14 protein-coding genes are annotated in these 14032 nt (G+C 66.5%); 11 read left to right on the top strand and 3 right to left on the bottom strand.

The features are described from left to right. Positions 1 to 92 precede the first annotated feature (92 nt). Genes trbB through ACT6QG_RS06355 form a run of 11 tightly spaced genes read left to right on the top strand, consistent with a single transcriptional unit; the run spans position 93 to position 9817 of the window. Entirely contained in the window at positions 93 to 1091 is a 999-nt protein-coding gene (gene trbB, locus ACT6QG_RS06405) for a P-type conjugative transfer ATPase TrbB (protein ID WP_444976731.1), read from the top strand. Beyond that, a complete protein-coding gene (locus ACT6QG_RS06400) occupies positions 1088 to 1417 on the top strand; it encodes a TrbC/VirB2 family type IV secretion system protein (protein WP_035022518.1) in 330 nt (109 codons plus the stop codon). The genes trbB and ACT6QG_RS06400 overlap by 4 nt, the downstream gene beginning before the upstream one ends. Beyond that, positions 1417 to 1698: a VirB3 family type IV secretion system protein gene (locus ACT6QG_RS06395; RefSeq protein ID WP_035022521.1), complete on the top strand. Its 282-nt coding sequence runs from the start codon at positions 1417 to 1419 to the stop codon at positions 1696 to 1698. The genes ACT6QG_RS06400 and ACT6QG_RS06395 overlap by 1 nt, the downstream gene beginning before the upstream one ends. 10 nt (positions 1699 to 1708) lie before the next feature. Continuing rightward, positions 1709 to 4231, top strand: coding sequence for a conjugal transfer protein TrbE (gene trbE, locus ACT6QG_RS06390; protein WP_444976730.1), 2523 nt, complete (start codon positions 1709 to 1711; stop codon positions 4229 to 4231). Beyond that, positions 4228 to 5004: a P-type conjugative transfer protein TrbJ gene (trbJ, locus tag ACT6QG_RS06385; protein ID WP_444976729.1), complete on the top strand. Its 777-nt coding sequence runs from the start codon at positions 4228 to 4230 to the stop codon at positions 5002 to 5004. Before trbE ends, trbJ begins: the two co-directional genes overlap by 4 nt. A 20-nt stretch (positions 5005 to 5024) precedes the next feature. Then, entirely contained in the window at positions 5025 to 5312 is a 288-nt protein-coding gene (gene trbK-alt, locus ACT6QG_RS06380; RefSeq protein WP_444976728.1) for a putative entry exclusion protein TrbK-alt, read from the top strand. A gap of 3 nt (positions 5313 to 5315) precedes the next feature. Then, positions 5316 to 6674, top strand: a complete 1359-nt coding sequence (gene trbL / locus ACT6QG_RS06375; protein WP_444976727.1) for a P-type conjugative transfer protein TrbL — start codon at positions 5316 to 5318, stop codon at positions 6672 to 6674. Beyond that, positions 6671 to 7360 (top strand): conjugal transfer protein TrbF, encoded by a 690-nt coding sequence (gene trbF / locus ACT6QG_RS06370; RefSeq protein WP_444976726.1) that lies wholly within the window; start codon positions 6671 to 6673, stop codon positions 7358 to 7360. The genes trbL and trbF overlap by 4 nt, the downstream gene beginning before the upstream one ends. Next, positions 7357 to 8376: a P-type conjugative transfer protein TrbG gene (trbG, locus tag ACT6QG_RS06365; protein ID WP_444976725.1), complete on the top strand. Its 1020-nt coding sequence runs from the start codon at positions 7357 to 7359 to the stop codon at positions 8374 to 8376. The genes trbF and trbG overlap by 4 nt, the downstream gene beginning before the upstream one ends. Next, entirely contained in the window at positions 8373 to 9548 is a 1176-nt protein-coding gene (locus ACT6QG_RS06360; protein WP_444976724.1) for a TraB/TrbI/VirB10 family type IV secretion system protein, read from the top strand. The genes trbG and ACT6QG_RS06360 overlap by 4 nt, the downstream gene beginning before the upstream one ends. Beyond that, the gene (locus ACT6QG_RS06355) at positions 9548 to 9817 is read left to right on the top strand and encodes a DUF2274 domain-containing protein (protein WP_444976723.1); all 270 of its coding nucleotides are present in this window, start codon (positions 9548 to 9550) and stop codon (positions 9815 to 9817) included. The genes ACT6QG_RS06360 and ACT6QG_RS06355 overlap by 1 nt, the downstream gene beginning before the upstream one ends. Here the strand turns inward: ACT6QG_RS06355 and ACT6QG_RS06350 are convergent. Genes ACT6QG_RS06350 through ACT6QG_RS06340 form a run of 3 tightly spaced genes read right to left on the bottom strand, consistent with a single transcriptional unit; the run spans position 9811 to position 14026 of the window. Continuing rightward, a complete protein-coding gene (locus ACT6QG_RS06350; protein ID WP_444976722.1) occupies positions 9811 to 10836 on the bottom strand; it encodes a LysR family transcriptional regulator in 1026 nt (341 codons plus the stop codon). The genes ACT6QG_RS06355 and ACT6QG_RS06350 overlap by 7 nt on opposite strands. Positions 10837 to 10860: 24 nt before the next feature. Beyond that, the gene (locus ACT6QG_RS06345) at positions 10861 to 11838 is read right to left on the bottom strand and encodes an FAD:protein FMN transferase (RefSeq protein ID WP_444976721.1); all 978 of its coding nucleotides are present in this window, start codon (positions 11836 to 11838) and stop codon (positions 10861 to 10863) included. Then, the gene (locus ACT6QG_RS06340; RefSeq protein WP_444976720.1) at positions 11819 to 14026 is read right to left on the bottom strand and encodes a PepSY domain-containing protein; all 2208 of its coding nucleotides are present in this window, start codon (positions 14024 to 14026) and stop codon (positions 11819 to 11821) included. Before ACT6QG_RS06340 ends, ACT6QG_RS06345 begins: the two co-directional genes overlap by 20 nt. Between the last annotated feature and the right edge of the window lie 6 nt (positions 14027 to 14032).

Here is a 14032-nt window from a genome sequence, read left to right as displayed (position 1 = left end):
CCGAAACTTGTTGAATCGGCCCGTTTTGCCGTTCTTTTAGTCATCCCCATCCGGGGACCGCCTTCGCCCTCCTCCCCGGAAACGGGGATGAGATGGCAGGCAACAATCGCAAACAGGCGACCTACGAACGCGGCGCGCGCATGCTCCGCACCGCGCTCGGACCTGCCATCTCAAACCTGCTGCTCGACAGGTCCATCGTCGAGGTGATGCTGAACCCGGATGGCCGCATCTGGGTCGATCGTCTCGCCGAGGGGCTGGAAGACACCGGCGAGCGGCTGACCCCGGAAGATGGCGAGCGCATCGTTCGCCTCGTCGCCCATCACGTCGGAGCCGAGGTCCATGCCCGCTCCCCGCGCGTCTCGGCCGAGCTGCCGGAAACGGGCGAAAGATTCGAGGGCCTGCTTCCGCCTGTCGTCGCCGCGCCGACCTTCGCCATCCGCAAGCCGGCCGTCGCCGTGTTCACGCTCGACGATTATGTCGCCGCCGGGATCATGGCCGAGGCGCAGGCCGCCGCGCTGCGCCAGGCCGTCTCGGCCCGCGCCAATATTCTCGTGGCCGGCGGAACCTCCACCGGCAAAACCACGCTCACCAATGCGCTCCTGGCCGAAGTCGCCAAGACGGCCGATCGCGTCGTCATCATCGAGGACACCCGCGAGCTGCAATGCGCCGCCCCGAATCTGGTGGCGATGCGAACGAAGGATGGCGTTGCGAGCCTGTCGGATCTCGTCCGCTCCTCCCTGCGCCTGCGCCCCGACCGCATCCCCATCGGTGAGGTGCGCGGCGCCGAAGCCCTCGACCTTCTCAAAGCCTGGGGGACAGGCCACCCCGGAGGCATCGGCACCATTCATGCCGGCTCCGCCCTCGGCGCGCTGCGCCGCCTTGAGCAACTCATCCAGGAGGCCGTCGTCACGGTCCCGCGCGCGATGATCGCCGAGACAATCGACCTCGTTGCGGTGCTGTCCGGCCGCGGCGCTGCCCGTCGCCTTGCCGAGCTTGGTCGCGTCGACGGGCTCGGCCCTGACGGCGACTACCGACTTTCCCCCGCCCTTCCAGTCCCGACCCCCAACCACGATCAAGGAGATCCTGCATGATCCGCCGTGCCTTCCGCGTCCGCCACCACATCGCGACCGCCGCCGCCTTCACCTGGGTTGCGCTGCTGACTTCGCCGGCCCTGGCCTCGGGCTCCTCCATGCCCTGGGAAGCCCCGCTCCAGTCGATCCTCGAATCCATCGAAGGCCCGGTGGCGAAAATTGTCGCCGTCATCATCATCATCGTGACCGGCCTGACGCTCGCCTTCGGCGATACCGGCGGCGGCTTCCGGCGGCTGATCCAGATCGTTTTCGGCATTTCGATCGCGTTCGCCGCCAGCTCCTTCTTTCTCAGCTTCTTCTCCTTCGGCGGCGGGGCGGTGATCTGATGGCGGTCGTCCTCGAACAGCTCGACGCCGTGCCGGGATTCACCGCCCCGGTTCACCGCGCGCTCAGCGAACCCATCCTGCTGGGCGGCGCGCCGCGTTCGGTGGCGATCCTCAACGGCACGCTCGCCGGGGCCGTCGGCCTCGGCCTTCAGCTCTGGCTCGCCGGCATCCTCATTTGGGCCGTCGGCCACCTCGCTGCCGTGTGGGCGGCCAAGCGCGATCCCCTCTTCGTCGAGGTCGCGCGCCGACATCTGCGCGTGCCCGGCCATCTTTCGGTGTGAGGCGCGCAAGATGATGAACCTCGCAGAATATCGCCGCACCGCCGCGCGCCTCGCCGACTACCTGCCCTGGGTGGCGCTGGTCGGTCAGGGCGTCGTCTTGAACAAGGACGGATCGTTCCAGCGCAGCGGGAAGTTCCGCGGGCCGGATCTCGACTCCGCGGTCGCGGCCGAGCTGGTCGGCGTCGCCGCGCGCCTCAACAATTCCTTCCGCCGCCTCGGCTCCGGCTGGTGCATCTTCGTAGAGGCGCAGCGGTCCGAGGCTGGCACCTATCCCAACGACGTCTTTCCCGATCCGGCCTCCGCTCTGGTGGACGCCGAGCGCAAGGCGGATTTCGAGGAGGAAGGCAGCCACTTCGTCTCCGACTACTATCTGACCTTCCTCTGGCTGCCGCCGGCCGAGGAGGCCGCCCGCGCCGAAAGCTGGCTCTATGAGGGCCGCGAGACCTCTGGCGTCAATCCCTGGGAGCTGGTGCGCGGCTTCGTCGATCGCACCGATCGGGTGCTGGCGCTCCTCGACGGTTTCATGCCCGAGTGCCGCTGGCTCACCGACGCGGAGACGCTGACCTATCTTCATTCGACCGTCTCGACCAGACGGCACCGCGTCCGTGTGCCGGAGACCCCGATCTATCTGGACGCGCTGCTCGCCGACGAGGCGCTGACCGGCGGGCTCGAACCGCGCCTCGGCGCCGCGCATCTGCGCATCCTCACCATCACCGGATTCCCGAGCGTCACCACGCCTGGCCTGCTCGATGACCTCAACCGGCTGGCTTTCCCCTATCGCTGGTCAACCCGCGCCATCCTGATGGACAAGACGGACGCGACCAGGCTGCTCACGAAAATCCGCCGCCAGTGGTTTGCGAAGCGCAAGAGCATCGCCGCCATTCTGAAAGAGGTGATGACGAACGAGCAATCGGCACTCGTCGACACCGACGCAGCCAACAAGGCCGCCGATGCCGACCTGGCGCTACAAGAACTCGGCGCCGACGTCGCTGGCATCGCCTATGTCACCGCGACCGTCACCGTCTGGGACGAGGATGCCCGCCGCGCCGACGAGAAGCTGCGGCTGGTCGAGAAGGTCATCCAGTCCCGCGATTTCAGCGTCATGGTCGAGACGGTCAACGCCGTCGACGCCTGGCTCGGCTCACTGCCGGGCCACGCCTACGCCAATGTGCGTCAGCCTCCGATCTCGACGCTCAACCTTGCCCACACGGTCCCTTCGTCCGCCGTGTGGGCGGGGCCGGAAAGGGATGACCACTTCGGCGCACCCCCGCTGCTCTATGGCAGGACCGAAGGGTCGACTCCTTTCCGGCTCTCCCTTCATGTCGGTGATGTTGGCCACACGCTGATGGTCGGTCCGACCGGCGCCGGCAAGAGCGTGCTGCTCTCGCTCATGGCGCTGCAATTCCGGCGCTATCCCGGTGCGCAGATCTTCGCCTTCGATTTCGGGGGCTCCATCAGGGCCGCAACGCTGGCCATGGGCGGCGACTGGCACGACCTCGGCGGGCGGCTTACGGAAAGTGCGGACGGATCGGTCTCGCTCCAACCGCTCGCCCGCATCGAGCAGACGCAGGACCGCGCCTGGGCCGCCGACTGGATCGTGGCGATCCTCCAGCGCGAAGGCGTCACGATCACGCCCGAAGCCAAGGAGCACATCTGGACGGCGCTGTCCTCGCTCGCCTCGGCCCCGATCGAGGAGCGCACCATCACCGGCCTGTCGGTGCTGCTCCAGTCCAACGACCTCAAGCTCGCTATCCAGCCCTATTGCGTCGGCGGCCCCTATGGGCGGCTGCTGGACGCCGAGGGTGAAAACCTCGGCGACGCTTCGGTCGTGGCGTTCGAGACCGAAGGGTTGCTCGAAACCGGCGCGGCCCCCGCCGTCCTGGCTTACCTGTTCCACCGGGTCGCCGACCGCCTCGACGGCCGCCCGACGATGATCATTATCGACGAGGGCTGGCTGGCGCTCGGCGATCCGGCCTTTTCCAAGCAACTGGCCGAATGGCTGGTCACGCTGCGCAAGAAGAACGCCTCCGTCGTCTTCGCCACGCAATCCCTCGCGCAGCTCGAAAAGAGCAGCATCGCGCCGGCGATCATCGAAAGTTGCCCGACGCGGCTGCTTCTGCCCAACGACCGCGCCGTTGAACCGCAGATCACCGCCATCTACAGGCGCTTCGGGCTGAATGATCGGCAAATCGAGATCCTGGCCCGCGCCATCCCGAAGCGGGACTATTACTGCCAGAGCCGACGCGGCAACCGGCTGTTCGAGCTGGGCCTGTCCGAAGTCGGCCTCGCGCTCTGCGCGGCGTCCTCCAAGTCCGACCAGGCATTGATCGCCGACATCCTCGCCGAGCATGGCCGCGACGGTTTCCTCGCCGCATGGCTCACGGCGCGCGGCGTCGAATGGGCGGCCGATCTCATTCCCAACCTCACCAACATCGCCGCCGCTGCGGAGCCCCTCGCGCCAGACGCGGCGCTCGCGGCGGCGCTCGACCTCACCGAAGCCCTTGAACTCGACCCAGAGGAGATCATGCCATGACCCGACACCACTTTCCCCGTCTTGCCGGCGCTTCGCTGCTCGCGCTGTCCCTTGCCGCGCCGATGGCGCTTTCGCCGGTCTTCACCACTCCGGCCCACGCCCTCTTCGGCTTCGGCCGGATCGTTTACGACCCGAGCAACCATGCCGAGAACCTGCTGACCGCGGCGCGGACGCTGGAGCAGATCAACAACCAGATCACGTCGCTCCAGAACGAAGCGCAGATGCTCATCAACCAGGCAAGGAACCTGGCGAGCCTCCCCTTCAGCTCGCTTCAGGCGCTTCAGCAGAATGTGCAGCGCACCCAGCAGCTTCTCGGAGAGGCTCAGAACATCGCCTTCGACGTGCAGTCGATCGACAGCATGTTCCAGCAAGACTACGGCAAACTCTCCCTCTCGGCCACCGACAGCCAGTTGATCGCTGATGCGCGCAGCCGCTGGGAAACCACCGTCGGCGGCTTGCAGGACGCGATGCGTGTCCAGGCCGGGGTGGTCGGCAACATCGACACCAACCGCTCGCAGATGTCGGCCCTCGTCGGCGAGAGCCAGGGCGCAACGGGCGCGCTTCAGGCGACCCAGGCCGGCAACCAGCTCCTCGCGCTGCAAAGCCAGCAGCTCTCCGACCTCATTGCCGTGATCTCGGCCAATGGCCGGGCGGACGCCTTGTCCGAGGCTGAACGCGCCACGGCGGCCGAGCAGGGCCGCATCCAGCGCGAACGCTTCCTGACGCCCGGCTCCGGCTACCAGCCGGGCAATGCGAGCATGTTCAACAACTGACGGGCCGGAAGGGGGACATCATGGACGGCAAGGTGCTGGCCCGGATCGCGGCCATCATATTCGTCGCCGTCGCCATCACGGCGACGATCATCGAAATGACCCGCGAGGAAAAGGCCGGGCCAGTACCGGCCGCGCCCGTGCTCCAGCCCGCAGCAGACCCGCTAAGGCTGGAGCAGCGCCGTTGCCAGGAGCTGGGTGAAGCCGCCGCAAATGACGCCGCGTGCCTGCGCGTCTGGGCCGAGACCCGCGATCGCTTCCTCGGCCGCTCGCCCGCACCGTCGGCTCCTGCCCCGAACGAAGGGCGGTGAGCCATGGGCGGGACCGGCGTAATCGACAACTTCCTCGGCATCTTCACCAGCTACATCGACAGCGGTTTCGGCCTGCTCGGCGGTGAGGTCGCCTTCATCGCCACGACCTTGATCGTCATCGACGTCACGCTGGCCGCCCTGTTCTGGGCGTGGGGCGCCGACGACGACATCATCGCCCGCCTCGTCAAGAAGACGCTGTTCGTCGGCGTCTTCGCCTACATCATCTCCAACTGGAACAATCTCGCCCGCATCGTCTTCGAGAGTTTCGCCGGCCTCGGCCTCATGGCCTCCGGCACCGGATTCTCCACCGCCGACCTTCTGCGCCCCGGCCGCGTCGCCCAGACCGGCCTCGATGCCGGCCGGCCGCTACTCGAATCCATCAGCGATTTGATGGGGTGGATCGCGGTCTTCGAGAACCTCGTCCAGATCCTCTGCCTGTTTTTTGCCTGGGCGCTCGTCATCCTCGCCTTCTTCATCCTCGCGGTGCAGCTTTTCGTTACGCTGATCGAATTCAAGCTGACCACGCTCGCGGGGTTCGTGCTGATCCCGTTCGGGCTATGGGGCAAGTCGGCCTTCATGGCGGAGCGCGTTCTTGGCAATGTCGTCTCCTCGGGCATCAAAATCCTTGTCCTGGCGGTCATCATAGGGATCGGCTCGACCCTGTTCGGCCAGTTCACCGCCGGCTTCGGCGGCGCAACCCCGACGATCGACGATGCGATGGCTATCGTCCTTGCCGCCCTATCCCTTCTCGGCTTGGGGATTTTCGGCCCCGGCATCGCCACCGGCCTCGTCTCCGGTGGCCCGCAGCTCAGCGCCGGCGCCGCCGTCGGCACCGGCCTTGCCGTCGGCGGTGCTGCGATCGCGGCAGGCGGCGCGACCATGCTCGCCGCGCGAGGTGGCGGCGCCGCACTCTCCGGCGGGGCCGCGCTCGCGCGCGGCGGCGCATCGGCCGCCGGAGCCGCCTCCTCAGCCTACACCCTCGCCTCGATGGGCGAGTCCGGCGCCTCCGGCGTCGCGGCGGGTCTCAGCGGCGTCGCCCGCGCCGGAGCGTCCGCCGCGGTCTCACCCCTGAAGCGCGCGGTCTCCCGCGCCGCCGACAGCCTCAAATCCAGTCATAGCGCAGGCGTGAAAGGCGGCTTCGAGACCACCGGCGGCAGCTCCACGATGGGGACGGTCGGCGGCGGTCCAGCCCCCTCGCCTGCAAGCGCGCCCGCTCCCAATGACGCGCCAGCCTGGGCGCAGCGCATGCGCCGCAGCCAGGCCCTGAGCCACGGCGTCTCGGCCGCCGCCCATGCCGTTCGTTCGGGCGACAGCCATGGCGGCGGCTCCTCCATCAGCCTTTCCGAAAGCGACCGCACATGAACATCTTCAGACGGCCCACCACCCACTACGGCAAGACGCCGGAACCCGTCACGCCCTATCAAAAGGCCGCCCAGGTCTGGGACGAGCGCATCGGCTCGGCCCGCGTGCAGGCCCGCAACTGGCGCTACATGGCCTTCGGCTGCCTGATCCTCTCGGCCGGCTTCGCCTCGGCTCTGGTCTGGCAATCGGCCCGAGGCACTGTCGTCCCCTGGGTGGTGGAAATCGACCGCCACGGCGAGGCTCGCGCCGTCGAATCCGCCGTCGCCGACTATCGGCCGACCGACCCGCAAGTGGCCTGGCACCTTGCCCGCTTCATCGAGCAGGTCCGCGGCCTGCCCTCGGACCCCATCGTCCTGCGTCAGAACTGGCTCCGCGCCTACGAGTTCACCACCGACAGGGGCGCGGTGGCGCTGAACGAATATGCCCGCTCGAACGACCCCTTCACGCGCGTCGGCCGCCAGCAGGTCTCCGTCGAGGTTTCCAGCGTGATCCGCGCATCGCCCGACTCGTTCCGCGTCGCCTGGTCCGAACAGCACTACGAGAACGGCCAGCTCTCGCGCACCGAACGCTGGACCGCAATCCTCACCATCGTCCTTCAGCAGCCGCGCACGGCCGAGCGCCTGCGCGCCAATCCCCTTGGAATCTATGTGAACGCGATCTCCTGGTCGCGGGAGATGTCTCAATGATCCGCAAATCCCACAAAGCCGGACCCACGGCTTTCCGTAAATCCGCCTTGGCGGCTTTGCTGGCCGCAACCATGCTCGCCGGCTGCGCCACCAACCGCCCCCCGCAGTTCAGTTACGACGACAACGTGCCGGCTCTTCCGGTCGTCAGGACGGCCGTCACCGATGGCGCGCCGCGGCCGCTGCATACGCCACCCGGTTGGACCGTCGCGCGCGGCGGCGCGGCAGCCGGCACACCGGAGGCCCGCGTCGGCAACGCCAATGCAGCCGCGCGCGTCGAGCCGCGGCGCGAAGGCTACTATAACGCCATCCAGATCTATCCCTGGTCGGAAGGCGCGCTGTTTCAGGTTTATGCCGCCGTCGGGCAGATCACGACCATCGCTCTCGAACCCGGCGAGAGCCTGACCGGCGCCGGTCCGATCGCGGCGGGAGATACAGCCCGCTGGATCATCGGCGACACCGAAAGCGGCTCCGGCATGACGCGCCGCGCCCATGTGCTTGTCAAGCCCACCCGCGCCGGCATCTCCACCAATCTGGTAATCACCACGGATCGCCGCACCTATCTCGTGGAACTGCGCGCGAGCGAAGACACTTGGATGCCGGCGATCGCCTGGGCTTATCCCGCACCGCCTGCAAGCCAGCGCGTCACCGCGCCCGCCGCTCCGATCATCCCGGTCGAGGCCGCGCGCAACTACCGCTACAGTCTTACCGGCGACAATCCCCCCTGGCGCCCGACCACCGTGTTTGACGATGGGCGGCGCGTTTACGTGGTGTTCCCGCGCGGTATCGTCCAGGGCGAGATGCCTCCCCTGTTCCTGATCGGCTCGGGCGGCGAACCCGAGATCGTCAATAGCCGCATCTATCAGAACGTCCTCATTGTCGATCGCCTCTTCGGCGCGGCCGAACTGCGGCTGGGCTCCAGCAACCGGCAACAAACCGTCAGGATCGTCCGCGTTCGGCCCGGCCAGACCGCCGCAACCAGCGGACAAACCACGGCAACGGGAGGAGCGCCGTCATGAGCGACTCCGAAGGCCGGAAGGAGGAAGAGATAGAGCTGGCCGGAGCGGCCGACAACAAGGCGGGCTCCATGCGCCTGCGCGCCGAAGCACCGCGTGTCACGCGCATCTCGCGCAAGGTTCTCATGGGCGCGGGCCTGGTTGCCGGTATCGGCATCGGCGGCGCACTGATCTATGCGCTTCAGGGCGTCGATCGCGGCGGCCAGCCCGAGGAGCTGATCTCGACCGATCGCCGCCAGACCGCAGACGGCTTGCAGGGGCTGCCCGGCAATTATGGCGACGTCCCTGTCCTCGGCCCGCCGCTGCCCGGCGATCTCGGCGGGCCGGTGCTGCGCGCCCGCGAGGAAGGTCAGCCCATTCCCGCGACCCCGATGCCGGTTCCCGCGGCCGATCCCGAGGAGCAGCGCCGCCTCGCCGAGCTGGAAGCGGCCCGCACCAGCGAAATCTTCTTCCAGATCAGGGCCGGCCAGAACACCGGCTCGCCCTCGATCCCGGCCGTTTCGGGCATGCCCAGTCTGACGGGCGCCGGAACGCAGGACAGGCACCTTGCGTTCCTCAATGCCGAGGTGGATCGGCGTACCGTTGCGACGGATCGCGTCATGGCGCCGGCCTCGCCCTACATCCTTCAAGCCGGCGCGGTGATCCCTGCCGCGCTGATCACCGGCATCCGTTCGGATCTGCCGGGACAGATCACCGCCCAGGTGACGCAGAACGTCTATGACAGCCCGACCGGCGCGCTCCTTCTCATCCCGCAAGGAAGCCGCCTTATCGGCGAATACGATTCCGGCGTGACATTCGGTCAGCGCCGCGTGCTCTTGGTGTGGAACCGCCTCATCCTTCCCAACGGCCGGTCGATCGTGCTGGAGCGGCAGCGTGGCGCCGATGCCTCCGGCTATGCCGGTCTCGAGGACGGAGTTGACTACCATTGGTGGGATCTGATGAAGGCGGCGGGCCTCTCCACGCTTCTCGCCGTCGGCGCAGAGCTGGCGACCAGCGATGAAGACCGGCTGGTTCGCGCGATTCGCGACGGCGCGCAGGATACGGTGAACCAGGCCGGCCAGCAGATCGTCCAGCGGCAGCTTCAGGTCGCCCCGACGCTCACCATTCGCCCCGGCTTTCCCGTCCGGGTGATCGTCGCCCGCGATCTGGTCCTCGAACCCTACGGAGCCCACTGATGAGCAATCTCAAACTCGGCCCGCTGCCCAAGCTCGGCATCGTCCGCATGACCGTTCCGATGCCGGAACCTCTGAAGGAAGAACTCGACCTCTATGCAGCCGAATACGGCCGCCAATATGGTGAGGTCGATTCCACCACGCTGATCCCGCACATGCTGGAAGCCTTCCTGCGATCCGACCGCGGCTGGCGCAGCCGCAAGGCCAAGCGCGCCGGCAAGGCCGAATCCGCCCGCATCGACAAGTCGAATGCAGCCTCGACCGATCATTGATTGCGGCGGGCACGGCGGCGCGCGGCCAGCTCTCGCGCGAAGCTCAGGAAGCGGCGCAGCGCCGGATTGTCGCTCGCTGGCGACCATACCGCGCTGAACGGCACGATGTCTTCGCGGGCCGTGAGCGGACAAAGGACCAGATCGGGATAAACCATGCTGGTCCAACCTTCCGAAACCAACGTGATGCCCTCGCCGATGGCGACCATGTGCATCAGGGTCTCCTCAGTGACATGATGATAGGTCACATCTGGATAGCTGCTGTAGTCGGCAACCCGACGCACGATATAGTCATGCACTTCCGGTCCCGGTTCCAAGGCCGAGACGATGAAATGTTCCTCTCGGAGCTGCGGCCAGTCGAGCGAATTGCTCGCAGCGAGGGGATGCCGGACGGCAATCGCCACGTGAACCCGCTCATGCCAAAATTCCTCGACCTCACAGCCTGCCAGCGGCGCGTTACCGGTGAAGAAGGCGACATCGAGCTGGCGCGAGCGGATCGCACGTAGATGGTCCCGCCGACCGCCATCCAGAATAACGAGCGCCACACCCGGATAGCATTGCCGATAGGAAGAGATCAGTTCGCGCAGGAAGCCACCTGCCAGCGTCGTGATGATGCCGACCCTAACGGTGCCTTCCTCGACCCGGCCGGCCGCGCCCGCTCGCTGGAGGATGGTTTCGGCCATCTGGAGAACGGGGACGATATCGTCGAGAAGTCGCCTCCCACCATCGGTTAGGCGTACCCCGGATGGGGTGCGCTCGAACAGAGAGATACCAATCGCGTCCTCGAAATTGCGAACTCGTCGGCTGACACTCGAAACCTTCATGCCGAGAGCGTCGGCAGCAGCCGAAAAACTCGTTTGCTCGGACGCCGCCAGCACATAGCGCAGCGGTCTCATATCAAATGGAAGCCCTTTCGCCGGCCAGCGTACGGGGCGCTCGATCAAAGGCGCATCCACAATGGTCGAGCCAATATTGCGACCAAGCCGGCTTTCTGTAGTTGATGGTTCCTGTCCGCGTTTCAAAAGATATCCCCCAACCACAGGTAACTAGTGAGCGTCGCCATGATCATGGGAAGGATCGAATATCGATCCAACCGTTTTGGACTGAAGCGTGCTTTCGGCACCACGCAATAAAAATAGCGCATTCAGGCGCTCGCGCTCGGCAAGCTGCGTTCCGGCTTTCGGGCCGAGGACCATCAGAGCCGTAGCCCAGCCATCGGCTTCTGCGCAGGTTCGCGCGATGACGGTGACGGAAGCCGGCGGTTCAGGCAGCGGCGCCCCGCGGCGCGGGTCCATCGTATGCGACAACCGTCGGCCTCCGGCCATGAGCCAATGCCGGTAGTCGCCGGAGGTTGCGACTGCTGCGTCATGCAAGGCAAGGATCGAATGCGGAGCGCGGCGGTCGGGATCGGGCGCCTCGACGGCGATCACCCACGGCTCGCCGGCGGGATGCAGGCCGAATGCGCGCATCTCGCCGTCAATCCCGACCAGACCTGAAGCGATGCCGAGGCCGTGCAGCACCGCAGCCAGCCTGTCCACGCCGTAACCCTTGGCGATGCCATTGAGGTCGAGGTCTACGGGCGCCAGTTTTCGTACCCTTCCGCCCTCGACATCCAGGTCCACGATCTCATGCGCGGGCGGATGCCGCATTTCGAGCGCCTTTCGAATCCGGACCTCGTCGACCGCTTCCGGACCGAACCCCCATGCACGCACGGCCGCACCGACGCCTACATCGAACGCTCCGCCCGAGGCGCGGCCGATATCGAGGGCGAGCCGCAGCACCTCCATCAGGCAGGGCGGAACTTTCACCCACGCACCGGCACGCCCGGCATTCAAGCGCATGAGATCGCTGTTCGGATTCCAGGTCGACATTTGTGTGTCGACTTCATTCACGGCGGCTTGCAGCGCCTGCCGGACCGCTTCCGAGTCAAGGCCATCCGGCGCATAGAACGACGCCGACCAGCGTGCGCCCATCGTCGGTCCGTTCATTGAGAGCCGGTTCTGTTTAGTAGATGTCTTCAACATAGCGTCCCTGCGCCTTCAGCAAGCTCGGCGTTAGCCCCATCGGGGCAAGAATGTCGCCGAGCGCGGTGGAAACACCGGCCGCCATATCCCGGCCGCCGCAGACCATAATCCGGGCGCCTTCGCGCACGAGACGCACGATCTCCGTCGCCTCGTGGCGCAGACCATCCTGCACGTAACGAGGGTTTCGCCCGCGCGAGCAGGCGGTCACGATCCGCCGGAGGTGCCCTTGCGCCTGCCAGGTCGCAAAATCCTCGCGATAGAGAAAATCGCTATCGGGATGGCGCATGCCGAAAAACAGATAAACCGGCCGGCATCGCGTATTGGCGCGCACGAACCCCGCAAGAGGACCGATCCCCGTTCCGGCTCCGATCAGGATCAGCGGCCTGCGCGTGGTTCCGACATGGAAGCCGGGATTGCGCCGAACGAAGCCCCTGATCCGATCGCCGGGCCTCAGTTCGAAGAGTTGACCCGAGCACAAGCCGGCAGGATGCTTCTTCACGACGATCTCGACAAAGCCGTCGCGGCGGCCCGAAGCCAGCGAATAGAACCTGGGAACGGCTGAACCTTCGGGCAGGATGCCCAGTAGATCGCCGGCGACAAAATTGCCGGGCGCGCGGCTGACAAGCCGCTGCCAGAGCGCAGCCTGTGGCAAGGCAAATCGTAGGATGACCATGGGAGCCTGCACCTCGGCGCCATAGTCGCGGCGCGAGACGAGCGTCAGATCGATAGAGGCGGGTTGTACCGGCTGATGGACGAGATCGAGGTCGAGACCTGTCGCCGCGCCCAATGAGAGGCCCCAACGGGCGAAATCCTGTGGTGACTGCCGATCCACCGTGTCGAAGGGAATGAGCGTCTCCCAGCCTTTACGCTCCGCGGTTTCGGTAACGGCTCGCGCATAGGCGCAATAGCCGGGAAAGCTGCGGTCGCCGAAGCCAAGCACAGCCATGGGGATCGCCGGAGCGGCGGCAAGAGCGTTCATGCGTTCGAGGAACCCTTTAGCAGAGGCAGGGGCATCGCCATCGCCATAGGTGGCAGCAAGGATAAGGATACGCCTGGCCCGCCCGTAGCGCGCGGGATCGAAAGCGGACATCGGGGCGGCGTGGACAGTCTGTCCTGCCTTGGAGAGCACCGCATGAAGCGTTGCCGCAAATCCCCAGGTGCTGCCGCTCTCGCTGCCGACCAGCAGGATCGTCTCGGCACGGCTGGCAGGAACATTGCCGCGAATGCGAGGTCGCCCGCGCCACCCGGCAAGCCACAGGACGAAGCCCGTCACAGCCATGACCGGAACACCGAGCGCCATCAGTCCGAGAACCAGTCCCAACGTGGCCGCTCCTCGTCCGGTGTGCAGCATGTAGATCGTTTCCGTGGCTCGCTGCCATCCGGTAAGATCGGTCCATGCTAGGAGCTTGCCATCGCCCTGATCGATGTAGCCGGTTCCTCGATCGGTTTTCAGCGTGAAGACATCGCCCGCATCATCTGGCGTGGGAAACGACAGGCTACGCAATTCGGCAACAGGTATGGCCCGAAGGGCGGCCATGTCTGCGATAGCCATGCCCGTTCGACCGCTCGCATCCGTCTGCGCAATCGGAGATGCGGCTTCATCCGGCAAAAGATCGAAGGTCGAGGCCGTCATCCACAGCGCCGTGGCTGAGGACAGCAACAATCCAGCGACCACCAGCCGTGCGATCTCGACATGCAGTCTTCCGGAAAACGGGCCGCGCATCGGCGAGAACCAACGCTGCCAGCCTCCGGCCCGGCGGGCGATAAGCACCACTCCGGAAATCGCCAGCACCAGCATTGCGGCCGCGCCCGCGGCTGTCACCATGCGGCCTCCATCTCCAAGAAACAGCGACCGATGCAGGTTCGTCAGCCAGCGTTCGACCGGATTCGGATCGGCAGAAGCGATGCTTTGCCCTGTCGCCGGATCGATCACCGCCGCCTGTGCGGCGCCGTTCTCGAACCAATAGGCAGTGATCCGGCCCGACGGCGCTCGCCGGATCTGTTCCAGTTCTGGATGGGCGGCCTGGAGGCGCCCCGCCACATCGGCGACGGACACCGCCGCCGTGGCCTGCGGCGAAGACAGGCGCTCGACGGCCGGGAAAATCGAAAGGGCCGCGCCGCTAAGGCTGAGCATCAGAAGCAGAAGCCCGGCGATGAGCCCCGGCCAGCGGTGAATGAAACGAGACATACCGTT

Source organism: Haloleucobacter ellipsoideus, assembly GCF_052491725.1.
This window is presented reverse-complemented; position numbering and strand designations above follow the sequence as displayed.